The organism is Streptomyces sp. NPDC054842 (assembly GCF_053611025.1).
The window spans coordinates 215,017-241,638 of the sequence record NZ_JBSGZN010000003.1; the positions used below are offsets into that span (position 1 = coordinate 215,017).

Annotated in this window: 24 protein-coding genes, 3 tRNA genes and 1 riboswitch; of the genes, 5 read left to right on the forward strand and 22 right to left on the reverse strand. The window is 68.9% G+C overall.

Translation table 11 applies throughout. The features are described 5' to 3' along the window. Positions 1-19: 19 nt before the first annotated feature. The 10 genes from rpoB to ACWGIS_RS04115 all read right to left on the reverse strand — a co-directional run bounded on the left by rpoB (position 20) and on the right by ACWGIS_RS04115 (position 10,373). Positions 20-3,505 (reverse strand): DNA-directed RNA polymerase subunit beta, encoded by a 3,486-nt coding sequence (gene rpoB / locus ACWGIS_RS04070; protein WP_355788069.1) that lies wholly within the window; start codon positions 3,503-3,505, stop codon positions 20-22. A 612-nt stretch (positions 3,506-4,117) separates the two neighbouring features. After that, positions 4,118-4,501: a 50S ribosomal protein L7/L12 gene (gene rplL / locus ACWGIS_RS04075; protein ID WP_453360830.1), complete on the reverse strand. Its 384-nt coding sequence runs from the start codon at positions 4,499-4,501 to the stop codon at positions 4,118-4,120. 109 nt (positions 4,502-4,610) lie between these two features. Beyond that, positions 4,611-5,141, reverse strand: a complete 531-nt coding sequence (rplJ, locus tag ACWGIS_RS04080; RefSeq protein ID WP_358852973.1) for a 50S ribosomal protein L10 — start codon at positions 5,139-5,141, stop codon at positions 4,611-4,613. Positions 5,142-5,493: 352 nt separating this feature from the next. Beyond that, entirely contained in the window at positions 5,494-6,354 is an 861-nt protein-coding gene (locus ACWGIS_RS04085; protein ID WP_453360831.1) for a DUF1396 domain-containing protein, read from the reverse strand. Positions 6,355-6,477: 123 nt separating this feature from the next. Continuing rightward, the gene (locus ACWGIS_RS04090; RefSeq protein WP_453360832.1) at positions 6,478-7,314 is read right to left on the reverse strand and encodes a hypothetical protein; all 837 of its coding nucleotides are present in this window, start codon (positions 7,312-7,314) and stop codon (positions 6,478-6,480) included. A 181-nt stretch (positions 7,315-7,495) separates the two neighbouring features. Then, positions 7,496-8,221, reverse strand: coding sequence for a 50S ribosomal protein L1 (gene rplA / locus ACWGIS_RS04095; protein WP_453360833.1), 726 nt, complete (start codon positions 8,219-8,221; stop codon positions 7,496-7,498). 79 nt (positions 8,222-8,300) lie between these two features. Beyond that, on the reverse strand, positions 8,301-8,735 hold the full coding sequence (gene rplK / locus ACWGIS_RS04100; protein WP_030359033.1) for a 50S ribosomal protein L11: 435 nt from the start codon (positions 8,733-8,735) through the stop codon (positions 8,301-8,303). Positions 8,736-8,925: 190 nt separating this feature from the next. Next, positions 8,926-9,828, reverse strand: a complete 903-nt coding sequence (nusG, locus tag ACWGIS_RS04105; RefSeq protein WP_453360834.1) for a transcription termination/antitermination protein NusG — start codon at positions 9,826-9,828, stop codon at positions 8,926-8,928. 77 nt (positions 9,829-9,905) lie between these two features. After that, entirely contained in the window at positions 9,906-10,193 is a 288-nt protein-coding gene (gene secE / locus ACWGIS_RS04110) for a preprotein translocase subunit SecE (protein WP_121405488.1), read from the reverse strand. 107 nt (positions 10,194-10,300) lie between these two features. Beyond that, positions 10,301-10,373 (reverse strand) — tRNA-Trp (locus tag ACWGIS_RS04115). 213 nt (positions 10,374-10,586) lie between these two features. Between ACWGIS_RS04115 and ACWGIS_RS04120 the strand changes: the two genes are divergently transcribed. Together ACWGIS_RS04120 and ACWGIS_RS04125 are read left to right on the forward strand one after the other, a co-directional pair. Further along, a complete protein-coding gene (locus tag ACWGIS_RS04120; protein ID WP_453360835.1) occupies positions 10,587-11,813 on the forward strand; it encodes a pyridoxal phosphate-dependent aminotransferase in 1,227 nt (408 codons plus the stop codon). A 161-nt stretch (positions 11,814-11,974) separates the two neighbouring features. Then, entirely contained in the window at positions 11,975-12,994 is a 1,020-nt protein-coding gene (locus tag ACWGIS_RS04125; protein WP_453360836.1) for an adenosine deaminase, read from the forward strand. Positions 12,995-13,027: 33 nt separating this feature from the next. Here the strand turns inward: ACWGIS_RS04125 and ACWGIS_RS04130 are convergent, their stop codons facing one another. The 9 genes from ACWGIS_RS04130 to ACWGIS_RS04170 all read right to left on the reverse strand — a co-directional run bounded on the left by ACWGIS_RS04130 (position 13,028) and on the right by ACWGIS_RS04170 (position 19,202). Continuing rightward, positions 13,028-14,083 (reverse strand): UDP-N-acetylmuramate dehydrogenase, encoded by a 1,056-nt coding sequence (locus ACWGIS_RS04130; protein WP_453360837.1) that lies wholly within the window; start codon positions 14,081-14,083, stop codon positions 13,028-13,030. 128 nt (positions 14,084-14,211) lie between these two features. Further along, positions 14,212-14,601, reverse strand: a complete 390-nt coding sequence (locus tag ACWGIS_RS04135) for a DUF3291 domain-containing protein (protein WP_453360838.1) — start codon at positions 14,599-14,601, stop codon at positions 14,212-14,214. Between the two features lie 28 nt (positions 14,602-14,629). Continuing rightward, the gene (locus ACWGIS_RS04140) at positions 14,630-16,090 is read right to left on the reverse strand and encodes an MFS transporter (protein WP_453360839.1); all 1,461 of its coding nucleotides are present in this window, start codon (positions 16,088-16,090) and stop codon (positions 14,630-14,632) included. A 91-nt stretch (positions 16,091-16,181) separates the two neighbouring features. Further along, on the reverse strand, positions 16,182-16,751 hold the full coding sequence (locus ACWGIS_RS04145; RefSeq protein WP_453360840.1) for a TetR/AcrR family transcriptional regulator: 570 nt from the start codon (positions 16,749-16,751) through the stop codon (positions 16,182-16,184). An 884-nt stretch (positions 16,752-17,635) separates the two neighbouring features. Further along, positions 17,636-18,064, reverse strand: coding sequence for a MaoC family dehydratase (locus ACWGIS_RS04150; RefSeq protein WP_453360841.1), 429 nt, complete (start codon positions 18,062-18,064; stop codon positions 17,636-17,638). A gap of 1 nt (position 18,065) precedes the next feature. Beyond that, a complete protein-coding gene (locus ACWGIS_RS04155) occupies positions 18,066-18,518 on the reverse strand; it encodes an FAS1-like dehydratase domain-containing protein (RefSeq protein WP_453360842.1) in 453 nt (150 codons plus the stop codon). 239 nt (positions 18,519-18,757) lie between these two features. Next, entirely contained in the window at positions 18,758-18,922 is a 165-nt protein-coding gene (gene rpmG / locus ACWGIS_RS04160) for a 50S ribosomal protein L33 (RefSeq protein ID WP_003948671.1), read from the reverse strand. Between the two features lie 88 nt (positions 18,923-19,010). Beyond that, positions 19,011-19,083: transfer RNA gene (locus ACWGIS_RS04165), tRNA-Met, on the reverse strand. 46 nt (positions 19,084-19,129) lie between these two features. Continuing rightward, a tRNA-Thr gene (locus ACWGIS_RS04170) sits at positions 19,130-19,202 on the reverse strand. 626 nt (positions 19,203-19,828) lie between these two features. Between ACWGIS_RS04170 and ACWGIS_RS04175 the strand changes: the two genes are divergently transcribed. Beyond that, complete coding sequence (locus tag ACWGIS_RS04175; protein ID WP_453360843.1) at positions 19,829-21,082, forward strand: amidohydrolase family protein; 1,254 nt, start codon at positions 19,829-19,831, stop codon at positions 21,080-21,082. A gap of 271 nt (positions 21,083-21,353) precedes the next feature. Here the strand turns inward: ACWGIS_RS04175 and ACWGIS_RS04180 are convergent, their stop codons facing one another. Continuing rightward, entirely contained in the window at positions 21,354-22,346 is a 993-nt protein-coding gene (locus ACWGIS_RS04180; protein WP_453360844.1) for a hypothetical protein, read from the reverse strand. Positions 22,347-22,528: 182 nt separating this feature from the next. Between ACWGIS_RS04180 and ACWGIS_RS04185 the strand changes: the two genes are divergently transcribed. Next, positions 22,529-23,185, forward strand: coding sequence for an NAD(P)H-binding protein (locus ACWGIS_RS04185; protein ID WP_453360845.1), 657 nt, complete (start codon positions 22,529-22,531; stop codon positions 23,183-23,185). A gap of 242 nt (positions 23,186-23,427) precedes the next feature. Here the strand turns inward: ACWGIS_RS04185 and ACWGIS_RS04190 are convergent, their stop codons facing one another. Next, positions 23,428-23,640, reverse strand: coding sequence for a hypothetical protein (locus ACWGIS_RS04190; RefSeq protein ID WP_453360846.1), 213 nt, complete (start codon positions 23,638-23,640; stop codon positions 23,428-23,430). A 303-nt stretch (positions 23,641-23,943) separates the two neighbouring features. Here ACWGIS_RS04190 and ACWGIS_RS04195 point away from each other — a divergent pair, with 303 nt between their 5' ends. Beyond that, positions 23,944-24,420: a hypothetical protein gene (locus ACWGIS_RS04195; RefSeq protein WP_453360847.1), complete on the forward strand. Its 477-nt coding sequence runs from the start codon at positions 23,944-23,946 to the stop codon at positions 24,418-24,420. Positions 24,421-24,927: 507 nt separating this feature from the next. Here ACWGIS_RS04195 and ACWGIS_RS04200 read toward each other — a convergent pair. Then, positions 24,928-25,188 (reverse strand): hypothetical protein, encoded by a 261-nt coding sequence (locus ACWGIS_RS04200; RefSeq protein ID WP_453360848.1) that lies wholly within the window; start codon positions 25,186-25,188, stop codon positions 24,928-24,930. Between the two features lie 7 nt (positions 25,189-25,195). Further along, positions 25,196-25,367, reverse strand: a riboswitch (cyclic di-AMP (ydaO/yuaA leader). Positions 25,368-26,622 lie beyond the last annotated feature (1,255 nt).

Below are 26,622 nucleotides of genomic sequence, written 5' to 3' on the forward strand. Positions count from 1 at the left end.
GCCCCGGGCCGGACTCCCGTCAGACCTCTTCGACGCTGCTCGGCTCGCGCCGGGACAGGTCGATGCCGAGCTCTTCCGCAGCGCGGAAGACGTCCTCGTCGGTGTCGCGCATCTCGATGGACATGCCGTCCGAGGACAGCACCTCCACGTTGAGGCACAGGGACTGCATCTCCTTGATGAGCACCTTGAAGGACTCGGGGATGCCGGGCTCGGGGATGTTCTCGCCCTTGACGATGGCCTCGTAGACCTTCACGCGGCCGGTCACGTCGTCGGACTTGATGGTCAGCAGCTCCTGGAGGGCGTACGCGGCGCCGTATGCCTCCAGCGCCCACACCTCCATCTCACCGAAGCGCTGGCCACCGAACTGGGCCTTACCACCCAGCGGCTGCTGGGTGATCATCGAGTACGGACCGGTCGACCGGGCGTGCAGCTTGTCGTCGACCAGGTGGTGGAGCTTGAGGATGTACATGTAGCCGACCGAGATCGGCTCCGGGAACGGCTCGCCGGAGCGGCCGTCGAACAGCCTCGCCTTGCCGGACGGGAGCACCATGCGCTCGCCGTCGCGGTTCGGGATGGTGTGCTGCAGCAGACCCGCGAGCTCGTCCTCGCGCGCACCGTCGAAGACGGGGGTCGCGACGTTCGTGCCCGGGTCGACCTGGTCGGCACCGATGGCCTGCAGGCGCTGCGCCCACTCCTCGCCGAGCCCGGAGACGTCCCAGCCGCGGCTGGCGAGCCAGCCGAGGTGGATCTCCAGGACCTGTCCCGGGTTCATTCGGGACGGGACACCCAGCGGGTTGAGGATGATGTCGACCGGGGTGCCGTCCTCCAGGAACGGCATGTCCTCGATCGGCAGGATCTTGGAGATGACGCCCTTGTTGCCGTGACGGCCGGCGAGCTTGTCACCGTCGGTGATCTTGCGCTTCTGCGCCACGTACACGCGCACCAGCTGGTTCACACCGGGGGGAAGCTCGTCGCCCTCCTCGCGGTCGAAGACGCGGACGCCGATGACCTTGCCGATCTCGCCGTGCGGCACCTTCAGCGAGGTGTCGCGCACCTCGCGCGCCTTCTCACCGAAGATCGCGCGGAGCAGGCGCTCCTCGGGGGTCAGCTCGGTCTCGCCCTTGGGCGTGACCTTGCCGACGAGGATGTCGCCGGCGACGACCTCGGCACCGATCCGGATGATGCCGCGCTCGTCGAGGTCGGCGAGGACCTCCTCGGAGACGTTCGGGATGTCCCGGGTGATCTCCTCGGGGCCGAGCTTGGTGTCACGGGCGTCGACCTCGTGCTCCTCGATGTGGATCGAGGAGAGGACGTCGTCCTGCACGAGGCGCTGCGACAGGATGATCGCGTCCTCGTAGTTGTGACCCTCCCACGGCATGAACGCCACGAGCAGGTTCTTGCCGAGCGCCATCTCGCCGTTCTCGGTCGCCGGGCCGTCGGCCAGGACCTGGCCGGCGATGACCCGGGCGCCCTCGTCCACGACAACCTTCTGGTTGACCGAGGTGCCCTGGTTCGAGCGCGAGAACTTGGCGAGGCGGTACGTGGTGTACGTGCCGTCGTCGTTGGCGGTGGTGATGTAGTCCGCGGAGACCTCCTGGACCACACCGTCCTTCTCCGACTTCAGGACGTCACCGGCGTCGACCGCGCAGCGGTACTCCATGCCGGTGCCGACCAGCGGCGCCTCGGACTTGATGAGGGGCACGGCCTGGCGCATCATGTTCGCGCCCATGAGGGCACGGTTGGCGTCGTCGTGCTCGAGGAACGGGATCATGGCGGTCGCGACCGACACCATCTGGCGCGGCGAGACGTCCATGTAGTCGACGTCGTCACCGGGGACGTAGTCGACCTCTCCGCCACGACGGCGGACCAGGACGCGCGACTCCTCGAACCGGAAGTCCTCACCCAGCGGCGCGTTGGCCTGGGCGATGACGAAGCGGTCCTCCTCGTCGGCAGTCAGGTAGTCGACCTCGTCGGTGACGACACCGTCGGTGACCCGGCGGTAGGGCGTCTCGACGAAACCGAACGCGTTGACCCGGCCGTAGGAGGCGAGCGAGCCGATCAGGCCGATGTTCGGGCCTTCGGGGGTCTCGATCGGGCACATGCGGCCGTAGTGCGAGGGGTGCACGTCACGGACCTCGAAGCCGGCCCGCTCACGCGACAGACCACCGGGACCCAGCGCCGAGAGACGACGCTTGTGCGTCAGACCCGACAGCGGGTTGTTCTGGTCCATGAACTGCGAGAGCTGGCTGGTGCCGAAGAACTCCTTGATGGAGGCGACGACCGGCCGGATGTTGATCAGGGTCTGCGGCGTGATCGCCTCGACGTCCTGGGTCGTCATCCGCTCGCGGACGACGCGCTCCATACGAGCCAGACCCGTGCGGACCTGGTTCTGGATGAGCTCGCCGACGTTGCGCAGACGACGGTTGCCGAAGTGGTCGATGTCGTCGGTCTCGACGACGATCGACGTGCCGTTGTCGCCCACGGTCTCGGTCTCACCGGCGTGCAGCTTCACCAGGTACTTGATCGTCGAGATGATGTCCTCGACGGTCAGGACGCCGGCGTCGAGCGGGGCTTCGCCGCCGAGCTTCTTGTTCACCTTGTAGCGGCCGACCTTGGCGAGGTCGTAGCGCTTGGGGTTGAAGTAGAGGTTCTCGAGCAGGGTCTGCGCCGCCTCACGGGTCGGCGGCTCGCCCGGACGCAGCTTGCGGTAGATGTCGAGCAGCGCGTCGTCCTGGCCCTGGGTGTGGTCCTTCTCCAGGGTGGCGCGCATGGACTCGTACTCGCCGAACTCCTCGAGGATCTGCTCGGTCGTCCAGCCGAGAGCCTTCAGGAGAACGGTGACGGACTGCTTGCGCTTGCGGTCGATGCGGACACCGACCATGTCGCGCTTGTCGATCTCCATCTCCAGCCAGGCACCCCGGGAGGGGATCACCTTGGCCGAGAAGATGTCCTTGTCGGACGTCTTGTCGATGGAGGAGTCGAAGTAGACACCCGGCGAACGGACCAGCTGCGACACCACGACACGCTCGGTGCCGTTGATGACGAAGGTGCCCTTGTTGGTCATGAGCGGGAAGTCGCCCATGAAGACCGTCTGGGACTTGATCTCGCCGGTCTCGTTGTTGGTGAACTCAGCGGTGACGAAGAGCGGGGCCGCGTACGTGAAGTCGCGCTCCTTGCACTCGTCGATGGAGTTCTTGGGAGGCTCGAAGCGGTGGTCGCGGAAGGTCAGCGACATCGACCCGGAGAAGTCCTCGATCGGGGAGATCTCCTCGAAGATCTCCTCCAGACCGGACTTGGTGGGGACGTCCTGTCCGTTGTCCAGAGCCGCCTCGACACGAGCCTTCCACGCGTCGTTGCCGAGCAGCCAGTCGAAGCTCTCGGTTTGCAGCGCAAGAAGGTTCGGAACCTCGAGGGGCTCCTTGATCTTTGCAAAGGAGATGCGCAGCGGGGCGGTGCTGGCGCCGTTGTTCGTATTCGCGGTCGAGGCAGTGCGCGAGGCGGCCAAGAGGGGGTCCTTCCGAGGGCTCGGACTCACTACGCGCGTACCGGTCCCCAGCTGGGGCACAGACCCGGACCTTTCCTGATTCGGCCGAGACGGCCAGGTCAGAGATGGTTCGATCGTCGGTGCTCAAGCGAGGGTATGCCCCTGGTGACGGGCAGGAGGCAGCTAACAGGCAGCGCAAAGGGTCAGTGTAGCCACTAGGCCCACTGATGTCCAGTGCGGGTTTTTGAAGACCCTCGTTGCTCTCAACCCCTGCTGCAAGCCATGCCCTCGATGCACATCGATACTGCCCTCTTCGCCGCCGATCCATGCCTCGGATCCGGATCGTTGTGACGACGCGTCCTGAGAATTGCGCGCTCCGTGCAGTTCGTCAAGGCCCCCCATGCCCGAACAAGATGCTGCCAACGTCACTCGCCGCTGTCCCAGGCTCCGTCGGAGGCACGACGAAGATCACCATACTCGTCGCGACCGGCGGCGCAAGGCAGCCGCTCTGGCACCCCCTGAACGCCGAAGAGCGACCACCCAAGTGGGTGATCGCTCCTCGGTGCGTCAGCGTTACAGCGCTCTGCGAGCGGCTGTGTCGGCGCGCGTGAGCCCCTTGCGGGACTCGTGGTGTTACTTGACCTCGACGGAGGCGCCGGCGCCCTTGAGGGACTCGGCGGCCTTCTCGGCGGCTTCCTTGGCGACCTTCTCGAGGACCGGCTTCGGAGCGCCGTCCACGAGGTCCTTGGCCTCCTTCAGACCCAGGGAGGTCAGCTCACGCACGACCTTGATGACCTGGATCTTCTTGTCGCCGGCACCCGTGAGGATGACGTCGAACTCGTCCTGCTCCTCAGCGGCCTCGGCCGGGGCGCCGGCAACCGGACCACCGGCAACGGCGACCGGGGCGGCGGCGGTGACGTCGAACTTCTCCTCGAAGGCCTTCACGAACTCGGCGAGCTCGATGAGGGTGAGGTTCTCGAACTGCTCGAGCAGCTCTTCCTGGGACAGCTTCGCCATGATGGCGTCCTTCCACTAATTCGGCAGGTGCCGGATGTACTGGTGAGGCGGGCGTACGTTCGGCCCGCTGCGACCGTCGCCTCAGGCGGCGGTCAATGCGCGAGCCGAATTACTCGGCACCGCCCTGCTCGGCCTGCTTGGCACGAAGCGCCTCCGCGGTGCGGACGAACTTCGAGGGAAGCGCCTGGAAGAGCGCGGCAGTCTGGGACTGCTTGCCCTTCATGGCGCCCGCCAGCTTGGCGAGCAGAACCTCGCGGGACTCGAGGTCCGCAAGCTTCTTGATCTCGTCGGCGGACAGCGCCTTGCCGTCAAGGACACCGCCCTTGATGACGAGGTTGGGGTTGTCCTTGGCGAAGTCACGAAGACCCTTCGCCGACGTCACCGGGTCACCGGTGATGAAGGCAACCGCCGTCGGACCGTTGAACAGGTCGTCGAGCTGGTTGATCCCGGCCTCGTTGGCCGCGATCTTGGTCAGCGTGTTCTTCACCACGGCGTACTGGGCGTCTTCACCGAGCGAACGGCGCAGCGTCTTGAGCTGCGCCACGGTGAGACCCCGGTACTCGGTCAGCACGGCGGCGTTCGAGCTGCGGAACTGGTCCGCGAGCTCGGCTACCGCGGCAGCCTTGTCGGGCCTTGCCATAAGCGTGGCCTCCTTCCGGGTGATGAGGACCGCTCAGAAGAGGCCGACAAAACAAAACGCCCCGGCGCAGGCGCAGGGGCGTGGCTCAACCGTTTTGCTCGCGAGCGAACGAACGGGAACACATCCACAGTCACCTACGCGGGTCGTCCGCAGTTTCAGCGGATCCTTCGGCCGCCGCACTCTCTGACGAGCGCACGGCAACGACCAGCGGTCTTTGGCTTCTGTAGGAGAGTACGCGACCGCATCGCCGTCGAGCAAATCCGCCCGGAAGGCCACCGTCCGGACTCCGGCGCCCCCGCCCGGCGGGGCGGGGAGCACCTGGTCCGGCTGCCCGGCGGCCGCCGGAGCGGGCTCAGCCCTCCTGGGCGTCGCGCAGGGTCTCGGCCAGGTCGAAGGTGTCGCCGGCGGCCGGGGCGCGCACCGTCACGGGCTTGTTGAGGTCGAGGAAGGTGATGGTCATGTCGAGCGGGCCCTTGTCCGCGTCACCGCGCATCCGGAACTGCTTGGTGTGCTCGTCCTCGTCGATCCACATGTCCATGGTGAGCTTGTCGACGCCCATGTCCTCGTACTGCTTGAGGCTCTTCTCGCGCGTCTTGCGCGTGGCCTTGTCCTCGTCCTTGAGCCCGTCGCGGAACTCGTCGAGCGTGACCGTGCCCTTGTAGTGGGTGGTCTCGACGCCGTCCACCTTCTCGGTGCCGACCTTCTTCACGTCGTTGGAGCCGGTCAGGAACGTTGACTCCTGGGCCGGGTTCTTCTCGACCTGGTCCTGCATGCCGAGGCCGCCGGCACCGGAGGCGCCGCCGTCCTTCTCCGAGACGCCGAACTTCATCCAGTGCTTGCCGTCCATCTCCTCGGCGGCCTCGGCGCCACCGTTCACGTAGAGCGCGCCGTCGACGAAGCGGAGCTCCACCTCTCCGCTGTCGGGCCCCGCGTCCTTCGCCGACATCTTCATGCTCATGGCCATCGGCTTCATGCTCATCGAGGCCTCGGCCTCCACCCGGCCCTGCTCGGGGACCTCGCCCTTCATCCGGTACCGCAGGGAGGTGATGTCCTCCGTGTTCTCCGCGGCCTTCGCCACGGCGGCCGCGGGCGCCATCGACGGCGACTCCTCGCCGCCCTTGGTACACGCGACAGCTCCCCCGCCGAGGGCGAGGGCGGCGAGCGCCACTCCGGTCGTCCCGCGTCGTACGGTTGTGCGCACAGTCGTCAGCATGGTTCCCCCCAAGGAACGGATGGCCGTCTCACAGCAAGAGCGGAGAGCGTAACTCAGCGGTGTCGGCGCGGTCTTGCGAGTTCCGCGAGCCCGACGGGTGCCGTGGAGCCCGGGTTCGGCCGGTCAGTCGGTCTTCGTGTCCGTGAGGTCCGCGAAGTCGACGGTGTCGTCGGCGGGAGGCCGCTCGGGGACCCGGACCGGCGTCCCGAAGTCCCGGTAGTACGCCGTCGTCACGGAGGTGCCGTTCGCGGTCTCGCCCCGCTCCGACCGCTTGACCAGCAGGCCCTCGGCGTCGACCCAGATGTCGACCTTCTCCTCGGTGACGCCGGCCTGGGTGAACCACTTCCGCAGGCCGGCCAGCTCGGCGCCGGTCAGCCCCGAGTGCGGGCCGCGCAGCCCGGCCGCGGTCACGGTGCCCGAGTAGTGCGTCGTACGGGTGCCGCGGACCCGTTCGGTACCGACCTCGCGGGCGTCGGGCGCCGCGAGGAGCAGTTCGACGGACTGGGCCGGGGTGAAGTTCACGGAGGCGTCGTAGTCGTACCGGATCCAGTGCCTGCCGCTGCCCGAGACGGTGGCGAACCGGTCGCTCATCCTGGCGTAGTAGGCGCGGGAGACGAAGCGGGCCGGGGTGGAGGTGTTGCCGAGTTCCCGCATCGTCCGGGCCCAGCTGCCGCCGGTGTAGGTGATGGTCAGGGTGCCCGAGAGGCCGTCGCTCCAGCCGAGGGTGCCTTCGGAGCGGGTGGCCACCGTGTCGCCCGTTGCCATGGTGCAGTCGACGCGGGCCGATCCCGCCCGGTGCGTCCTGCTCCGGGCCTCTTTCAGGGCCGCGGTGACCGTGGGGCTCACGGCGGCGCCCCGGTGGTCGTCCCGGCCCTCCGGGGAGCCGTCCGGGCCGCAGGCGGTCAGGGCGCCGAGCACCGCCAGCGACAGGCCGGCACGCCGCAGCACGGTGCTGATCATGTCCCCCACCCCTGAGCGATGACTGTGATCCGCACGTTAGCGCAGGCCACCGGCGCGGGTGCGGGGTTCGCACATCCCGTGGGAGCCGGGAAAAAAAGGGGGACGGGCCCCGCACCTCGAAAGGTGCGGGGCCCGTCCTGGGTTCGCGTGCGCGACGCGGCTGCCTCGGTGAGCGGTGGGCTCAGACGGCGGCCGGGTCCTCCTCGACGAGGAGGTTGCGGGTGCGGTTCGGGTCGACCGGAACGCCGGGGCCGATCGTGGTGCTGATCGCGGCCTTCTTGATGTAGCGACCCTTGGCGGCCGACGGCTTCAGACGAAGGATCTCGTCCAGCGCGGCGCCGTAGTTCTCCACCAGCTGGGCGTCGTCGAAGGACGCCTTGCCGATGATGAAGTGCAGGTTCGAGTGCTTGTCGACGCGGAACTCGATCTTGCCGCCCTTGATCTCGGTCACGGCCTTGGCCACGTCCGGGGTCACGGTGCCGGTCTTCGGGTTCGGCATCAGACCACGCGGGCCGAGGACTCGGCCGAGGCGGCCGACCTTGCCCATGAGGTCCGGGGTGGCGACGACGGCGTCGAAGTCCAGACGGCCCTTCGCCACCTCGTCGATGAGCTCGTCGGAGCCGACGATGTCGGCGCCCGCGGCGGTCGCGGCCTCGGCACGGTCACCGGTCGCGAAGACCAGGACCCGGGCGGTCTTACCGGTGCCGTGCGGGAGGTTCACGGTGCCACGGACCATCTGGTCGGCCTTGCGCGGGTCGACACCCAGGCGGAAGGCGACCTCGACGGTGCCGTCGAACTTGGTCGTGGAGGTCTCCTTGGCGAGACGGACGGCCTCGAGCGGGGCGTAGAGCTTGTCCCGGTCGATCTTGGCGTCCGCAGCGCGGAGAGACTTGCTGCGCTTGCTCACTACTGCTCCTGTGTGTTCTGAGGAGTCGTGGTACGGGCCGAGCAGGCCCTTCCACGGTTCAAGGCGTACGAGGTGGGCTTCAGCCCTCGACCGTGATGCCCATGGAACGGGCGGTGCCGGCGATGATCTTCGACGCGGCGTCCAGGTCGTTGGCGTTCAGGTCGGGCATCTTGGTCGTGGCGATCTCGCGGACCTGCGCCTGGGTGATCTTGGCGACCTTGGTCTTGTGCGGCTCGCCGGAGCCCTTCTCCACACCCGCGGCCTTGAGGATCATCTTCGCGGCCGGCGGGGTCTTGGTGATGAAGGTGAAGGAGCGGTCCTCGTAGACCGTGATCTCCACCGGGATGACCCAGCCACGCTGCGACTCGGTCGCGGCGTTGTAGGCCTTGCAGAACTCCATGATGTTGACGCCGTGCTGGCCCAGCGCGGGGCCCACCGGCGGAGCCGGGTTGGCGGCACCGGCCTGGATCTGGAGCTTGATAAGCCCCGTGACCTTCTTCTTCTTGGGAGGCATTCCGGGTCCTCTTTCGTTTTCGCCTTCCTACGTCCGAGTCGCCCCAGACGGCTGCCCCGACCGGACCAATGATCCGGATGGAGGCATACCGCACAACGATAACGGGTATCTGTGCGCGGCCAAAAACCGAGCAGGTCAGACGGGCTGCGAGAGCCTGTCTGACCTGGTCGGAGGCATCTGTTCCAGAGAGCTAGTTCTTCTGGATCTGGTCGAAGGAGAGCTCGACCGGGGTCTCGCGGCCGAAGATCTCGACGAGGCCCTTGACCTTCTTCGAGTCGGCGTTGATCTCGTTGATCGTCGCCTGCAGCGTCGCGAAGGGGCCGTCGGTGACGGTGACCGAGTCGCCGACCTCGAAGTCCAGCACCTGGACCTCGACCTTGCGGGCCGGAGCCGGCTTGCCCTCGGCCTCGGCGGCCTCGCGGGCGGCCTTCTCCTCGGCCTCCGGGGCGAGCATCTTGACGATCTCGTCCAGGGTCAGCGGGTACGGGTCGTAGGCGTTGCCCACGAAGCCGGTGACGCCGGGGGTGTTGCGGACGACGCCCCAGGACTCGTTCGTCAGGTCCATGCGGACCAGCACGTAGCCGGGCAGCTTGTTCTGGCGAATGGTCTTGCGCTCGCCGTTCTTGATCTGCGCGACCTCTTCCTGGGGCACCTCGGCCTGGAAGATGAAGTCCTCGACGTTCAGCGAGACGGCACGCTGTTCGAGGTTGGTCTTCACGCGGTTCTCGTAGCCGGCGTACGTGTGGATGACGTACCACTCGCCGGGGAGGGTGCGCAGTTCCTCGCGCAGCGCGGTGACCGGGTCGACCGGCTCCGCCTCTTCCTCGGCGTCCTCGGCGACGGGCTCGTCCTCGTCCTCGGCGTCCTCGGCGGACACCTCGTCGTCGGTGTCCTCGGCGCTCTCGACGCCTTCGGTGGACTCGTCGGACTCGTCCTCGACCTGCAGGGACGCCTCCTCGGCGGGCTCGCCCGCCTCGGCGTCGGCAGCCTCGGCCTGGTCCGGGTCCTCGGCGTCCGCCGCCTCAACGATGTCGAGCTCGTCCTCAGCGGACTCGACCGACTCGGTGGCGTCGTTCAGGTTCGGGTCAGACACGGTGGCTGCTTCTTCCTGGATACATGGGGGTGGAACACGCGAAAGGGGCGCCGGTGACGGCGCCCTTCGCTCTTGGCTCAGCCGAAGACGTACTTGGCGGCGTGATCGAGTCCATAGTCAATCACGGTGACCAGACCGATCATGATGATGACGAAGACGATCACCACGGTCGTGTACGTCGTCAGCTGATTGCGAGACGGCCAGACGACCTTGCGGAGTTCCGCGACGATCTGGCGGTAGAAGAGGGCAAGGCGCTTCAGCGGGCCCTTCTTGGCACGCTTCCCGCCCTTGCGGGTCTTCTTCTTGGACTCCGGCGCCTCATCCTGGGCATCAGGCATGTCGATGGAGCCCACGGCGTCCGTCACTCGTCCTCACCTGATTCCGGGTCGTGGCCGCGCCGCGCCCGGTTGAGCCGCACGGCGGTGCAAAGCAGTACGTACATGCGCACACATCCTGGCGAAGGAGTGTGTAGCAGGGCCGGAGGGACTTGAACCCCCAACCGCTGGTTTTGGAGACCAGTGCTCTACCAATTGAGCTACGACCCTTTGGTTCCCCCAACGTACCGCATCCACCCGGGTGCTCGGTGTGTGCACCGGGAGAGCGGGCCGGTGAAGGCCAACGAGGTGAGAGTGTACGTGCTCGGCGGCCGGGCGTCGAACAGAAAGTGGCCGTGCGGGCTTCGACCGTGGTTGATCCATGGGTGTTCAGTCTGTGAAACCCGCGTGCCGGGGGAGTTTCCGGTCTGGAACGATGGGCCCATGAGCGCTGCAACCCCTCCCACCGAGCGCCGGGTCTCCGCCCGGATCGGTGCGATCTCCGAGTCCGCCACCCTCGCCGTGGACGCCAAGGCGAAGGCCCTCAAGGCCGCCGGGCGTCCGGTGATCGGCTTCGGCGCCGGTGAGCCCGACTTCCCGACCCCGGACTACATCGTCGAAGCCGCCGTCGAGGCGTGCAAGAACCCGAAGTACCACCGCTACACGCCGGCGGGAGGCCTGCCCGAGCTGAAGGCCGCGATCGCCGCCAAGACGCTGCGCGACTCGGGTTACGAGCCCGACGTCTCCCAGGTCCTGGTGACCAACGGCGGCAAGCAGGCCATCTACGAGGCCTTCGCCGCGATCCTCGACCCGGGCGACGAGGTGATCGTCCCGGCGCCGTACTGGACGACCTACCCGGAGTCGATCCGGCTCGCGGGCGGTGTGCCGGTCGAGGTCGTCGCGGACGAGACCACGGGCTACCGGGTCTCCGTCGAGCAGCTGGAGGCGGCACGCACGGAGAAGACGAAGGTCGTCCTCTTCGTCTCCCCCTCCAACCCGACCGGCGCGGTCTACACCGAGGCCGAGACCGAGGCCATCGGCCGCTGGGCGGTGGAGCACGGGCTGTGGGTGCTCACCGACGAGATCTACGAGCACCTGGTCTACGGGGACGCGGTCTCCGTCTCGCTGCCGGCGCTCCTGCCCGAGCTGCGCGACAAGTGCATCGTGGTCAACGGCGTCGCCAAGACGTACGCCATGACCGGCTGGCGCGTGGGGTGGATCATCGGCCCGAAGGACGTCGTCAAGGCCGCGACCAACCTCCAGTCGCACGCGACCTCGAACGTGTCCAACGTCGCCCAGGTCGCCGCGCTCGCCGCCGTCTCGGGCGACCTGGAGGCCGTCGCGAAGATGCGCGAGGCCTTCGACCGCCGCCGCAAGACCATCGTGCGGATGCTCAACGAGATCGACGGCGTGCTCTGCCCGGAGCCCGAGGGCGCCTTCTACGCGTACCCGTCGGTGAAGGCCCTGATCGGCAAGGAGATCCGCGGCAAGCGCCCCCAGGACACGGTCGAGCTGGCCGCGCTCATCCTGGAGGAGGCCGAGGTCGCCGTCGTCCCGGGCGAGGCCTTCGGTACGCCGGGCTACCTGCGCCTGTCCTACGCCCTCGGTGACGAGGACCTGGTCGAGGGCGTCTCGCGGATCCAGAAGCTGCTGGCGGAGGCCCGCGACTGACGTTTCCCGTACACCCTCAGGGGTGTCGTTCTCCTTTTCGCGCTCCACGCGCGTGTGCGGGCCGTCTCCCTCCGGGGAGGCGGTCCGCTTCTTCGTTCGGGCAAGACCACGATCAGGGAAAACGCTACCGGCGCGACGGTTCCGTACGGCAGGATTTCGGGATGGAGCGTGTACGTGATCTGTCTGATCTGCCCAAGGCCCATCTGCACCTGCACTTCACGGGGTCCATGCGCCCCGGCACGCTGCTGGAGCTCGCCGACAAGCACGGCGTCCGGCTGCCGGACGCGCTGACCGGCGCGGAGCCGCCCCAGCTGCGGGCGACCGACGAGCGCGGCTGGTTCCGTTTCCAGCGGCTGTACGACGCTGCCCGCTCGTGCCTCAGGGATCCGGAGGACATCCGGCGGCTGGTGCGCGAGGCCGCCGAGGAGGACCTGAGGGACGGCTCCGGGTGGCTGGAGATCCAGGTCGACCCGACGTCGTACGCGCCGCGCCTGGGCGGGCTCATCCCGGCCATGGAGGTCATCCTCGACGCGGTGGACTCCGCCTCGCGGGAGACCGGCCTCGGGATGCGGGTCCTGGTGGCCGCGAACCGGATGAAGCACCCGCTGGACGCCCGCACGCTGGCCCGCCTGGCGGTGCGGTACGCCGACCGCGGCATCGTCGGTTTCGGGCTGTCCAACGACGAACGGCGGGGCATGGCCCGGGACTTCGACCGGGCGTTCGCCATCGCGCGGGAGGGCGGCCTGCTGTCGGCGCCGCACGGCGGTGAGCTGGCCGGGCCCTCGTCCGTCCGGGACTGCCTGGACGACCTGGAGGCCACGCGGATCGGGCACGGGGTGCGGGCCGCCGACGACCCCCGGCTGATGAAGCGGCTGGCGGACCGCCAGGTGACCTGCGAGGTCTGCCCGGCGTCCAACGTCGCGCTCGGCGTCTACGAGAAGCCCGAGGACGTACCCCTGCGCACTCTGTTCGAGGCCGGGGTCCCGATGGCGCTCGGGGCCGACGACCCGCTGCTGTTCGGCTCGCGGCTCGCCGCCCAGTACGAGATCGCCCGCCGGCACCACGGCTTCACGGACGCGGAACTGGCCGAGCTGGCCCGCCAGTCCATCCGGGCGTCGGCGGCCCCGCCCGACGTCCGCGCGAAGCTGCTGGCCGGCGTGGACGACTGGCTGAACTCGTGACCTGTGCCCCGGCCGGTTCCGGCGGGGCGTGGCCTAGAGGCTGACGCCCACCGTCACGGGCTCGTTGACCAGGGTGATGCCGAAGGCGTCGTGGACTCCGGCGACGACCTCGCGGGCCAGTGCGAGCAGGTCCTCGGTGGTCGCCGCGCCCCGGTTGGTGAGGGCCAGGGTGTGCTTGGTCGAGATCCGGGCGGGACCGGTGCCGTAGCCCTTGGTGAATCCGGACCTGTCGATCAGCCAGGCGGCGGAGGTCTTGGTGTGGCTGTCCCCGGCCGGGTAGGCGGGCGGCATCACGTCGTCGCCCAGCCGCTCGCGCACACGCGCGTGGAACGCGGCGAACTCCTCGTGGGTGAGGATCGGGTTGGTGAAGAACGACCCGGCCGACCAGGTGTCGTGGTCCTCGGGGTCCAGGACCATGCCCTTGCCGGACCGCAGCTTCAGGACCGTCTCGCGGGCCGAGCCGAGGGGCACGCGGTCCCCCGGTTCGACGCCGAGGGCGCGGGCGGTCTCGGCGTACTTGACCGGGGCCGAGAGTCCGGCGGCGTCCTCCAGCTCGAAGCGGACGCGGAGCACGACGTAGCGCTCGGGGTCCGCCTTGAAGCGGCTGTGCCGGTAGGAGAAGGCGCAGTCGGCGTTGGCCAGCGTGACCGTCTCGCCGGTGCGCCGGTCGTAGGCGACGACCTCCGTGATGGTCGACGACACTTCCTGGCCGTACGCGCCCACGTTCTGGATGGGGGTCGCGCCCGCCGAGCCGGGGATGCCGGCGAGGCACTCGACGCCCGCGAGCCCGGCCTCGACGGTGCGGGCGACCGCGTCGGTCCACACCTCGCCGGCGGCCAGTTCCAGTTTCGTGCCGTCGAGCGCGAACCCGGTGGTGGCGATGCGCAGGGCCGTTCCCGGGAACCCCTTGTCGCCGATGACCAGGTTCGATCCGCCGCCGATGAGCAGCAGGGGCGTACCGCTGTCGTCGGCCTCGCGGACGGCGGCGATCACCTCGTCGTCGGTGGTGGCGGTGATCAGCCGGGTGGCGGGCCCGCCGAGCCGGAAGGTGGTCAGGGGGGCGAGCGGAGCGTCGTGGAGTTCCTGCACGGGCTCAAGAGTACGAGAGGGCACGGGGGCCGCCGCCCATCGGTGGGGGCCCGGCGCGTGTCCGGCGGGCCAGGGGGTGCGGGTACGGCGTCGGGGAGGCCCGCGGAACGGCGGGCCTCCCCCGCGCCCTACGGCGTCCGCTCGAAGCGCCGCAGCACCTCGTCCCAGTCGGGGGGCAGCTCGTCGGCCGTCGCCGTCCAGGTGAGGAACGTCGCGTCCCGCATCAGGGGCCGCAGGGTGCCGGCGGCCGGGCCGTGCGCGCCCGAGCGGGCGAAGTGCTTGAGGGCCGCGGGCGACTCCCAGGCGGACAGGGTCCAGAAGGTGCGCCGCAGGGGCCACGCCTTCAGGGAGGCTCCGTACGCGCCGGGCGCCCTGCCGACCTGCCGCCACACGGCGGGCGTCCGCAGGAAGAACCTGAGCGCTCCCCAGCGGGTGCGGGTCTCGAACCGGGAAGCCATGACGTGGACCTGCCCGTGCTGCGGCGGGGGCTGCGGAACGGTCCAGGGAAGAGTGGGCACGGTGTACTCCTTCCGGTGCGGTGGACGGTCAGCGGGCGGCGGTTTCCAGGGCGGGTTCCGTGGGCTCGGCCGCGGTGTCGGCGCCGGGCGTCCGGGCGGTGTTCCGGGCGGTGCGCCGGGCGGAGGGGATGGCCAGGGCCGCCGCGGCCGCGAGGGCCACCACGCCGGCGCCGGTCCAGAGCGCGGGCCGCAGTCCGTCCACGAAGCTCTGGGCGGACTCGTAGCCGCCCTGGGCGGCGAAGATCGAGGACATCACCGCGATTCCGAGAGCGCCGCCGACCTCGCGCAGGGCGTTGTTGGCGCCGGAGGCGACGCCCTGTTCCTTCGGGTGGACGCTGGACATGACCAGGGCGGACGCCGGGGCGAAGTACAGGGACATCCCGATGCCGCTGGCGATCAGGCCGGGCAGCTGTCCCGGGTAGGAGACGTCGGCGGTGACCACGGCGGCCAGGTACGCGAGTCCCGCGGCCTGGAGGAACAGTCCCGCCGCGACGACCGGCCGGCCGCCGACGCGGTCCGAGAGGTAGCCGGCGATCGGCGCGACGAGCATCGGCATCCCGGTCCAGGGCAGCATCCGCAGCCCGGCCTCGGTGGGCGAGTAGCCGAGGACGCCCTGCATGTACTGGCTGAGCAGGAAGATAGAGCCGAACATCCCGACGAACATCAGCAGGCTCGCGGCGTTGATCCCGGAGAAGGCCGGCGAGCGGAAGAGCCGCATCGGCAGCATCGGCGCCTTGCCGCGGATGCCGTGCCGGACGAACCCGCCGAGCAGCACGGCGCCGGTGACGAGAGCCGTCAGAACGGACGCGCTGGTCCAGCCGTCGGCGGGCCCGCGGACCAGCCCGTAGACGATCCCGAAGAGGCCGCCGCTGGCGAGGAGCGTGCCGGTGATGTCGAGCGGGGCTCCGCTGCCGTGGGACTCGGAGAGCCGCAGCCGGGCGAGCGGCAGCAGGGCGAGGCCCAGCGGGACGTTCAGCCAGAAGATCCAGTGCCAGGACACGTGTTCGGTGAGGCTGCCGCCGATGAGGGGCCCGGAGGCGACGGCCAGGCCGTTGACGGCTCCCCAGATCCCGTACGCCGTCCCCCGCTTGGCGGCCGGCACGGCGGCGGTCAGCAGGGTCAGCGTCAGCGGCATCATGATCGCGGCTCCGACGCCCTGGACCGCGCGGGCGGCGATCAGCGAGTCGATGCCGGGCGCCATGGCCGCGGCGGCGGACGCGCCGGTGAAGACGGTGATGCCCGCCAGGAACATCCGCCGGCGCCCGAACCGGTCCCCCAGGGCCGCGCCGAACATCAGCAGCACGGCAAAGGTGAGCGTGTACGCGCTCACCGTCCACTCCAGATCGTCCAGCGCTCCCCCGAGGTCCTCCCGGATGGAGGGCAGTGCGGTGGTGACGACGAGGTTGTCCAGCGCCGCCATGAACCCGGCGACGCTGGTGATGACGAGGGCCCAGGCGGTTCCCCCGCGACGTGCGGTCTGTTCTGACATCTCTCCCCCAGAGGATGCTCGGCAGTGCGGTTAGTTATTGATGACTAACTTTTACGGGCAGGGCGAAGGGCACCGGAGCCGCCTTCGCCGCCTACTTCTCCAGCCGCCCGTCGAGTCGCGCCGACGGGTAGATCCCTTCCCAGACCCGGTGCTCGGGCGGGAACCCCATGGCCACGAGACAGTTGATGAGCATCCCGTACGCCATGAAGGTCGTCGTCCCGTCGACGTCGGCCCCGAGCGACAGGTGAACGGTGTCCCACAGCCGCGTCCAGCCGGCCCGCACCGCTTCCCCGAACTCACGCTCACCGGCCTGCTCGGCGGCCGCCACGGCGAGGTACATCTGCATCTGCATCATCAGCCGTTCGGGCTGCTCCGCGATGACCGTGCTGTACGCGTTCCCCATGGCCACCTGGGCCTCTTCGCCTTCGAGTCCCTCGGAGGCCTCCTCGAAGGTGCGGATCGTGTCCTCCACGCACCGCTCGGCGGCCGCCAGGAAGATCGCCTTCTTGCTGGGGAAGAGCCGGAAGAGATACGGCTGCGAGACGCCGACCCGCTTGGCGATCGCCTCGGTGGACGTGCCGTAGAAACCACCGCGGGCGAACTCGCTCGTCGCCGCACGGATGACGCTCTCGCGCCTCTCCTCCGCACTCATCCTGACCATGAGAGGAAGTTAGTACTCAATCACTAACTTGGTCAAGGGGGTTCGGTGGGGTGGTTTTCTCGCAGGGCGGCGGGCCGTCGCAGGTGCGGGGCGGGGGTCACTTCTAGTGCCGGTTGGGGGCCGCTTCTAGTGCAGGGGGCGGTGACTGCGAGTGCGGGTCGGGGGCCATTTCGCGTGCGGGTCGGGCGGCCGCTTCTGGTGCCGGGGGCGGCGATTGCGAGTGCGGGTCAGGGGCCATTTCGCGTGCGGGTCGGGCGGCCGCTTCAGGTGCCGGGGGCGGCGACTGCGAGTGCGGGTCAGGGGCCATTTCGCGTGCGGGTCGGGCGGCCGCTTCTGGTGCCGGGGGCGGCGACTGCGAGTGCGGGTCAGGGGCCATTTCGCGTGCGGGTCGGGCGGCCGCTTCTGGTGCCGGGGGCGGCGATTGCGAGTGCAGGTCGGCGCCGCCACTTCTAGCGCCGGGCGGCGGCGATTGCGAGTGCAGGTCGGGGGCCACTTCTAGTCCCGGGTGTGGCGACTGCGAGTGCACGGGGCGGCCGAGAAGCGGGGGAGCTGGACGTACGGAGGTGCGGAAACCGGAACGCCCGGAGTGCGGTACGCGTTGGGGCGGGCAGGGGGCCTCATACGCGTAAGGAGCGCCCCTCCATTGAGGACGCCCCTTACATCGCACTTCGTCGCACGCCGTCACGCCGGCCCCTGTGGAACTCCGGCCAGGGTTCGCGCCAGCTCAGGCTCCCGGTGGCGTCACCGCAGGCCCCGGACACCCCCGTCGAGTCAACGCGGGTCCCGCTGACACCCCGTCGACCCAAGGCGAACCGGCCGCCGACGCTCCCCGCCGTTCAGGCCAGGCGTGTTTCCGCCGCTCAGGCCAGGCGTATTCCCGACGTTCAGGCCAGGCGTACGACCGCCCGTGACATCCCGAGCACCTTCTGGCCGGCGCTCATCGCCACGAGGTCCACACGGACCGTGTTGTCGTCGAGCTTGGCGGCGACCTTGGCGCTGACCTCGATGTCGGCGCCCCGGTCGTCGTTCGGGACGACGACGGGCTTGGTGAAGCGCACGCCGTACTCGACCACCGCTCCCGGGTCGCCGGCCCAGTCGGTGACGACGCGGATGGCCTCGGCCATGGTGAACATGCCGTGCGCGATGACGTCGGGAAGGCCGACCTCGACCGCGAACTTCTCGTTCCAGTGGATCGGGTTGAAGTCCCCGGAGGCGCCCGCGTACTGCACCAGCGTGGCGCGGGTGACGGGGAAGACCTGGGCCGGCAGCTCGGTGCCGACCTCGACGTCCGCGTAAGCGATCTTCGCCGTCATGTCAGCTTCCCTCCGCCGCACGCGCGACGAGCTTGGTGACAGCCGTCACCACGTGCTCGCCGGCCTCGTCGTGAACCTCACCGCGGATGTCCACGATGTCGTTGCCCGCGAGGGACTTGATCGACTCGATGGTCGAGGTGACCGTGAGCCGGTCCCCCGCGCGCACCGGCCGGGTGTAGGCGAACTTCTGGTCGCCGTGCACCACGCGGGTGTAGTCGAGGCCGAGTTGCGGGTCCTGGACGACCTGCCCGGCGGCCTTGAAGGTGATCGCGAAGACGAAGGTCGGCGGGGCGATCACATCGGGGTACCCGAGAGCCTTGGCGGCGTCGGGGTCCGTGTACGCGGGGTTGTCGTCCCCCACGGCCTCCGCGAACTCGCGGATCTTCTCCCGGCCGACCTCATAGGGGTCGGTGGGCGGGTAGGTCCGCCCCACGAAGGACTGGTCGAGCGCCATGGGCTCGGCACCTCCTGGTTTTCAGCCGGAACAACCGGACAACAAGGCACGGCCGAGGCCCGCGGCGCGACGCCCGGCGGACGAACGCCGGGGCCCGTCACGGACGCCCGGCGAATGACCGACGGGTTCCACGACGGGACGCTCGGCGCACGAACGACGAGGTCACGACGGGAACTCGGCGATCGAACGACGCGAGGCCGCCCCCGTTGCTGGGGACGGCCTCGTGTACGAGCCTGAAATTATCGCGTTTCGCGGTGCGCGGTGTGCGCGTTGCAACGCGGGCAGTGCTTCTTCATCTCCAGTCGGTCCGGGTTGTTACGCCGGTTCTTCTTGGTGATGTAGTTCCGCTCCTTGCACTCCACGCAGGCCAGCGTGATCTTCGGGCGGACGTCGGTGGCAGCCACAGGAGTGCTCCTTGACGAACGGATGGGACGATTAACGCATAGAAGAGTAGCCGATCGAAGGACCGACCCCACAATCGGCTACTGTCAGTAGCGGTGACCGGACTTGAACCGGTGACACAGCGATTATGAGCCGCTTGCTCTACCGACTGAGCTACACCGCTGAGATGCGATCGGGCCCCGCCTTGCGACGGGAACCTCACACACCAGAGCCCCAATACGGAATCGAACCGTAGACCTTCTCCTTACCATGGAGACGCTCTGCCGACTGAGCTATTGGGGCGAGCGATGAAGACATTACACGGTCGGCCGCCGATCGCCCAAATCCGTTTCGCGGCACCTGCCCCGGGCTGTCTCCCACCCGTCCCCCGGGTCGTCCCGCGCCCGCTCCCTCGTCCGTTTCCGACCCCTCTACGGCCCTTGCGGCGCACGGGAACCACGCCTCCCCAGCGGGCCACGCCGCGGACGGGAACCCGTCCCCCGTCGGGGCTGCGGCCGACGCGAATCACGCGTCTCACCAGGCCGTACCGGCGGACGGGATGGCGGACGGGAACGGCCCCTCTCCGTGACTCCTCGACTTCGTCTTTCGATCTCGCTCCTCGTCTTCGCGATACGCGAGTGATCAGTGATGCCCCTGAGGTGACGGGGACCACTGGTGACACGTGAAGCGATGGCGGCGGGAGGCGAACTCGGCACTGCGCGGGCCGCGCGCGCATCGCGCCGCGACGAGGTTCGTCCAGCCCACCGCCTCGCCGCGGCCCGGACGCCGGCGTCCGCGTCAACCTGGCGACCACACCGGTACGACTATTGCGCTCCTCCCGGATGCGGGCGCGTCGCGACCCTAGGCTCGACTCACTCTGCGTGATCTTGCGTCCCTGCCGCGCAGACGTCACCGACCCCAGGAGCGCGATGCCCGACAGCCAGCCGCAGCCGCCCCACTCCTCGTCCTCCTCGGGACACGCCGACGCCTCCGACCTGCTGCTGTGCAGAGCACGGCTCACCGACGGCCGGACCGTGGACGTGCGGCTGGGCGGCGGACGCATCGAGGCCGTCGGCACCGCGGGCAGCCTCGCTCCGAGCGGAAGCCCGGCCCACGGCACGCGCGTCGATCTCGACGGCTATCTGCTCCTGCCGGCCCCGGCGGAGGCGCACGCCCACGCGGACACGGCGTTCACGGCCGACGGGGACGGGCCGGTCTCGTACGACTGCGAGGAGGTCCAGCGCCGGGCCACCGAGGCGGCGCTGCTCCAACTCGGGCACGGGGCGACGGCGTTGCGCGCGCACGTGCACGTCGGTGATGTCCAAGGGCTGGGCGCGCTGACGGCGGTGCTCCAGGCCCGTCGGGCGCTGCGCGGTCTCACCGAGCTGTCGACGGTGGCGATGCCGCGGCTGCTGACCGGGGTGGCGGGGGCGGACGGGCTCGCGATGCTGCGGGACGCGGTGAAGATGGGCGCCTCCGTGGTGGGCGGCTGCCCGGACGCCGACCCGGACCCGACGGGCTACACGGAGGCCGTACTGGAGATCGCCTCCGAGCACGGCTGCCCCGTCGATCTGCACACGGACGGCGCCGACCCGGCCCGCCTGGCCCGGCTGGCCGCGATGGCGGGAGGTCTGCGGCCCGGAGTGACGCTCGGCCCCTGCGGCGGCCTCGGGCGGCTGCCGGCCGACGCGGCGACCCGCGCCGCGGACCAGCTCGCGGCGGCCGGGATCACGGTCGTGTGCCTCCCGCAGGGCGGCTGCGGCAGCGTCGACCGCCAGGGGACGGCTCCGGTACGGCTGTTGCGGGCGGCGGGCGTACGGGTCGCGGCGGGCAGCGGTGCCCTGCGCGACGTCTCCAACCCCGTGGGCCGGGGTGACCCGTTGGAGGCGGCGTACCTGCTCGCCTCGCGTTACGGGCTCCGCCCCGAGGACGCCTACGACTCGGTCGGTTCCGCCGCCCGGGCCGCTCTGGGCCTGCCCGAGGTGCGGGTGGAGGCCGGTTTCCCGGCGGAACTGCTCGCGGTGCGCGGTGACGGCCTCGCGGGCGCGCTGTCGCTGGCGTACAGCCGGATCGTCGTCCACGGGGGGCGCGTCGTCGCACGGACGAGCGCGGTGCGGGAGTACTGCGGTTCGGGTGCGGCGGGCTTGGACCTGCCCCGGCAGGGGCGGGGCATGCCGTCGTGAGCGGCAGCTCTACTGGGATCTGCCGTCGTGAGCAACCTTCTCTCCCGGGGCCTGCGTCGTGAGCAACAGCACTTGCGGGGCCTGCGTCGTGGACGCCAACACTCCTTGAGCATGCCGCCGTCGTGAGCGGCAGCACCCATGCGCGTGCCGTCGTGAGCGACGACGCTCCCTGGTGCGAGCGCTCACGGGCGCGTGGCCCCGGCGGACGCGCGGGAAGGCGGTTGTGGGCGCCCTCCCGGCGTCTGGCGGTCCGCGGTGTCCGTCGGCGGGGTCAGAGCAGGCCGCCGCCCAGCATGGCTCCGGTCAGGGGATTGTCGAGACCCGGGGCATCGCCGACAGGGAACTCCGTGGCGTCCGACGGAGCGCTGACGTCGCCCGCCTCGGTGAACTTCACGACCAGAGGCGCCTTGACGCCCTTCGGGTGCTCGGCGAGGACGGCCAGGTCGACCTTCAGCTGTGCGAGGGCACCGTTCTTGATGGTGAAGTCGACGGCGACCTTCTTGTCCGGAGCGTCCTTGAGGTCGCGGGACGTGGGCAGTTCGGCACCCGGCGGCAGGTCGCCCTCCAGCGGACGGAGCCTGTCGAACAGCTCGGTGAGCACGTCGCGGACGTTGGCCTTGGCGACGACGTGCTCGGCGCCGTCGCTGCCGCTCCCGTTGCGGAACGTGACCTCGTCCGTGAGGACACCCCGTACGGCCTTCATGATCTTCCGCTGCGTCCTGGCGTCGATGTCGTCGCCGCCGGAACCCTTCGCGTCCTTGTCCGGCGCCTCCAGTTCGCGGGTGTCCATCTTGGCCCAGCCGCCGTCGAGCACCTTCTCGAACCGCTTGTCCTTCTCCGGGAGTTCGTCCGCGGTGGGGAAGGGGAAGCCCATGGCCTCGCCGAGCGCCTTCATGTCGGCGCGGTAGTACATGAAGTCGCCGACGACCCGGTACTCGACCAGGACGCCCTTGGCACCCGCGATCTCCACGCTCGTACCGACGAGGTCCTTCTCGTCCGAATCCGACAGCTTCTTGCGGGACTTGACGGAGATGTCGACACGCAGTCCGGCGATGAAGTCGGCGAACTCCTCGGGCATCTCGTCGGTGTCCCCCGAGAGCGAGGTCAGCGCCGAGGGGGTCGCGTCCAGGCGCAACTCGACGCCGAGCGACTTCTGTTCACCGAGCCGGTCGACGGCGTGGTCGACCTTCTGACCGGCGGTCAGGTTCTCGACCGTGCCGCAGCCGGCCGCCGTGGCGAAGAGGACGGCGGCACAGCCGGCCACGGTGACGGTCTTGCGTATGGCGGTGATGGTGGTCTCCTTACGAGGCCGTACCGCTCCGCACGGCCCCCGTGGCTCGTCCGGCGTACGACGACCTCTGAATTCACAGTGATCACTGATACGACCCACGAGTCGTCCACAGGGTTGTGCGGCGAATGAGCCCACCCGGGCGTACGGTCGGAATCATGCGCATTGTCATTGCTGGAGGTCATGGTCAGATCGCGCTGCGGCTGGAGCGCCTGCTCGCCGCGCGCGGGGACGAGGCGGCGGGCATCATCCGCCGTGCGGAACAGGGCGACGATCTGCGCGAGGCCGGCGCCGAGCCGATCGTGTGCGATCTGGAGTCCGCCTCGGTCGAGGAGGTCGCCGGGCATCTGCGGGGCGCCGACGCGGCCGTCTTCGCGGCGGGAGCCGGTCCGGGCAGCACCGTGGCCCGCAAGGACACGGTGGACCGGGCCGCGGCGGTCCTGTTCGCGGACGCGGCGGAGCTGGCCGGCGTACGGCGGTACGTCGTCGTCTCGTCCATGGGCGCCGATTCCGCGCACCAGGGCAACGAGATCTTCGACGCGTACCTGCGCGCCAAGGGCGAGGCGGACGAGTACGTAAGGAGCCGGGACGCGCTGGACTGGACGATCCTGCGTCCCGGCGCCCTGACGAACGACGCCGGCACGGGCCTCGTCCGCCTGGAGGCGTCCACCGGCCGGGGTTCGGTCCCCCGCGAGGACGTCGCGGCGGTACTCGCGGAATTGGTGGACACCCCGGCGACGGCGGGCCTCACCCTGGAGCTGATCAACGGCTCGGCGCCGGTCTCGGTGGCGGTGAAGTCGGTGGCGGGGAACTAGGAAAGCGGGCAACTAGGAGAGCGGGGCGAGCGGGGAGGCATTTCGCGTCCCGCGTCCCGGCAGCCCTCGGGCTCGGCGCCGACGGACCACGAGCACGAGCCAGTGCCATGACGAGACCCACGGTGAGCGGTCCTCGCTGACGGACCACGACGACGAGTCCACGGTGAGCGGCCCTAGCCGACGGATCACGACGAGGGCACCGGTCAGCGGCGCATGGTCGGGCGCCGGGCGTCCGCCGCTGGTCAGAAGAGGGGCAGCTGGCCGGGGAAGTCCGGTACGACGTAGCCGTCGAGCGCCGGCTGGGCCGTCCCGAGTTCGGCCTGCCTGCGCGACCCGGGACATGAGACCAGCTCACCGCTCCCCCGGGCCCCGGCCGGGTCGTGGCGCGCGAACCGTCCCGCGACGACGGCGATCTCGCGACGGCACTCGGGACACTTCCTGCGACGGGACGACATGGGGTCCAGTGTGCCCGGCGCCCGACACGTTCCGGGCGGCCCGATGGGGACGCCGCCGTTTCTCCGCTCATCCCGGTGACACCTGACGGCATCGCCCTGCACACGCCCCCGAGCCCGTGGGCGTGTGCATCCGCGAAACGAGAGGGGACCGCAACTGCTGAGCACGCGGAAGGAGCAGCAAGGCCGTTCTGCTGACGATGCGTGGAAGGCGTCGACATCCGTGCATGATGATCATCCCGCCGCTGGTCGTTCCGCAGCGCGTCACGGCCCAGGACTGGGCGCGTATCCCGAGGAGAGTGGCCAATGGGCCGTAGCAGCGCAGTGCCCGCCGGCCTGCTCGTCCTGCTGCTGACCGCAGGCTGCTCGGGAACCGGCAAGGGCGACGGAGCCGAGCCCGCCCCGCACGGTGCTCAATCAAGCACCGAGTCGAGCAGCGGTTCCGAGACTGACGACCGCCCGAGCGGGACGCCGTCCGCATTCGAACTGCCTGCCGGCGCGAAGGTTCTCGTACCTACGACCCAGGGAACCGGCGACGCCGACCTGCCGGCTTTCAAGCCGGAGACAGACGTCTACACCGTCTACGCGACCTGCACCGGCGGAGGCTCGATGAGCATCGCCCACCGCGATGCCCCGCAGGAGGACGCCACCAGGATTCGCTGCGGCGGGCCGGAAACCATCGGCCAGGTGTACACGGACTCGGTCACCGAGAAGCTGTCCGTCCAGACAAAAGGCGCCGTGAACTGGACGCTGGCCGTGGTGTCGGGCAAGTACGACGTGTAAGCGGGCGCGGGCAGCGGCCCTACAGTCGTGAAAACGAAGAGACCCCCTGGGGCCAGGTGAACAACCTGACCCGAGGGGGTCTGCCTTCATGTGGCGGCGCCAGGATTCGAACCTGGGAAGGCTGAGCCGGCAGATTTACAGAGGGCTCGCCCAACGCTGCCTGATCAGGCCTTTCGTTCTGCGTCACGTCGTTCGGGGGACGCACGGGGGAATCCCCCGTCGCCTCAAGTCGCACAACCGAGCAGCACGGCGGCCTGACCCAGCGAGGTCCGCCCTGCGCATTCTTCGTCCACCACGGCCTTTCACCAGCGCGAACTTCGACCAGTGAGACTGCGCCTCTGAACTGGAAGTCCGCGAGTCAGAGGTATGAAAAAGAGACTCCGGCTTGTGTGCCAGAGTCTCTCCACGCGTCTGCTTGTGTCTCTCACACGGGATCGCCGTGTGGTTGCCCTAGCCGCTCCTGATGGATGCCGGGGGACTAGGTAGAGCCACGGTTGTCCTGAGCGATCAGGACTGGTTGCGGACGTACTTGATGATCATGATGAGGAATCCGGGTAGCGCGAATGCCGCCCCAACTCCCATGACGACGGCCCCGAAGTACGGCAGGTGCCCCATCGTCCGTGCTGTGATTCCGGCGCCCATCCCGGCGATCATCCCCACCAAAAGGATGATCACGGCTTCGAACTTTCGGATCTTCCCATCATTCTCGTTGCTGGCACCGGGGTTGCCGGTACCTGAACCATGCGTGCTTCCATGCGCCGCACTCATCGCAACCTGATCCTTCGTCAGCTGCCTGTGAAGGATGACCTGTCGGATTCGGGCTGGCGAAGTAGCCCGGCCGCTGCTGCGGCTTCACCCCAAGGCCCACCCGGAAAGCTGCTCCGGCGGACCGTCACGCTGGGTCCCCCACTCCTGCCGTCTCCATGTGTGATCGACAGAGCATCAGGGCAGCGGCAGGACTCGGCATCCACCCCGACGGCCGCACCGTTACTGAGGTGGGGGCTTGTCGTTAGCCTGGATCTTGACTCACAAGCGAGCGAAAATCCCAACGGAAATCGCTATCTGTGGGCTTACTCACGCGGCTCTCGTTGAACGCAATAATCATACTAATTCTGGTCGTGTAAACGGATGCTGACGGTCCATGAGTTGGCTTCGTAGGTAACAGCACGTGGATGCGCGTAGAACCTCGCTCGACGGTGCCCTAGCCGCCCTCAACGCGCTTCACCGTGGGGCAGACGTGTACGGCTTCCGGGGCAAAGGTGGCGCGTTGCGTGCACTGGGGGCGCGCATGCGGGCAGACGCGCCCTTGCGCCACGCAAGTTACCTACCAGTTTAGTCCCGCTGGTCAGAAGAGCATTCATCGAAAAGTCTGAAATGAGGGTCCAACGGGATTACCCGTGGGCATCCGCGGCGTATGTAGCTTGCAGTTATCGCGATCATCGTTGCCTCGCTCAGTTCCACAGGCTCCGCAGCTTGCATGGCCGCCTAATGGTCGAACCTTCGAAACGTGTGGCCTCAATGCAAGCAGCTCTCGCTCGGGCTATCAGTGGTTTGCCTCGGCGCTGGCCCCGACAAGTTCTCGGTTTCGCTGGCGGAGTCTGGCGCTTCTGCGTTTACAAGTGGAATGGATCGTGCCTGTTTGTCAGTGGTGGATGCGATGATGGAGGTAGTTGATTGAGAGGAGGAGATAACCATCAGCACACCAGTACGCAAGCCGGCGAAGAAGTTGAAGGCGGGTGACCACCTGAAGTTGTGGAACGGCAAGACAGCAGAAATTCTGTCCATCGAACCAGGAATCAACCAGAATGGCACCAAGTGCCTTATCCTGCGCCTGTACAAGGCGGGAACAATGGTCGTAAAGACCGGACGTATCATGACGATGCACTATCAGACGCAAGGCAAGTAACTCGACTGTGGGTTCGGGCGGGGTGGGCACCCTTTAGGGGCGCCTCCCCCGTTCACCAGCGTGTCCTGGCGCGCGGTCATGGCGGTCGCTGTCCCGCCCGCAGGACAGCGAGGACTGCGGTTGGCAGATTTCAAGACCGTCCCTCGGGCGGTGTCCCAAGTGATCAGTACGAACCCAGGCATGATGTCGTTTAAGCCCTTACACGAGGCCGCCCACCCCTGGTAGGAGCCGGCCGCGAGGACTCTCAGCAGCCTCAGCTATCGTCCGGGCCATTAATTGGGGAGACGGACCAGTAA

What these genes read in the sequence shown, in the direction of transcription:
- ACWGIS_RS04190 (WP_453360846.1), bottom strand. Translation starts at nt 23,640, where the DNA reads ATGTCGTCCCGTCGCAGGAAGTGTCCCGAGTGCCGTCGCGAGATCGCC.
- ACWGIS_RS04200 (WP_453360848.1), bottom strand. Translation starts at nt 25,188, where the DNA reads ATGAGTGCGGCGCATGGAAGCACGCATGGTTCAGGTACCGGCAACCCC.
- ACWGIS_RS04145 (WP_453360840.1), bottom strand. Translation starts at nt 16,751, where the DNA reads ATGGTCAGGATGAGTGCGGAGGAGAGGCGCGAGAGCGTCATCCGTGCG.
- rplL (WP_453360830.1), bottom strand. Translation starts at nt 4,501, where the DNA reads ATGGCGAAGCTGTCCCAGGAAGAGCTGCTCGAGCAGTTCGAGAACCTC.
- ACWGIS_RS04175 (WP_453360843.1), top strand. Translation starts at nt 19,829, where the DNA reads ATGCCCGACAGCCAGCCGCAGCCGCCCCACTCCTCGTCCTCCTCGGGA.
- ACWGIS_RS04150 (WP_453360841.1), bottom strand. Translation starts at nt 18,064, where the DNA reads ATGACGGCGAAGATCGCTTACGCGGACGTCGAGGTCGGCACCGAGCTG.
- rplK (WP_030359033.1), bottom strand. Translation starts at nt 8,735, where the DNA reads ATGCCTCCCAAGAAGAAGAAGGTCACGGGGCTTATCAAGCTCCAGATC.
- ACWGIS_RS04085 (WP_453360831.1), bottom strand. Translation starts at nt 6,354, where the DNA reads ATGCTGACGACTGTGCGCACAACCGTACGACGCGGGACGACCGGAGTG.
- ACWGIS_RS04140 (WP_453360839.1), bottom strand. Translation starts at nt 16,090, where the DNA reads ATGTCAGAACAGACCGCACGTCGCGGGGGAACCGCCTGGGCCCTCGTC.
- ACWGIS_RS04120 (WP_453360835.1), top strand. Translation starts at nt 10,587, where the DNA reads ATGAGCGCTGCAACCCCTCCCACCGAGCGCCGGGTCTCCGCCCGGATC.
- ACWGIS_RS04195 (WP_453360847.1), top strand. Translation starts at nt 23,944, where the DNA reads ATGGGCCGTAGCAGCGCAGTGCCCGCCGGCCTGCTCGTCCTGCTGCTG.
- ACWGIS_RS04185 (WP_453360845.1), top strand. Translation starts at nt 22,529, where the DNA reads ATGCGCATTGTCATTGCTGGAGGTCATGGTCAGATCGCGCTGCGGCTG.
- ACWGIS_RS04090 (WP_453360832.1), bottom strand. Translation starts at nt 7,314, where the DNA reads ATGATCAGCACCGTGCTGCGGCGTGCCGGCCTGTCGCTGGCGGTGCTC.
- rplJ (WP_358852973.1), bottom strand. Translation starts at nt 5,141, where the DNA reads ATGGCAAGGCCCGACAAGGCTGCCGCGGTAGCCGAGCTCGCGGACCAG.
- ACWGIS_RS04155 (WP_453360842.1), bottom strand. Translation starts at nt 18,518, where the DNA reads ATGGCGCTCGACCAGTCCTTCGTGGGGCGGACCTACCCGCCCACCGAC.
- ACWGIS_RS04125 (WP_453360836.1), top strand. Translation starts at nt 11,975, where the DNA reads ATGGAGCGTGTACGTGATCTGTCTGATCTGCCCAAGGCCCATCTGCAC.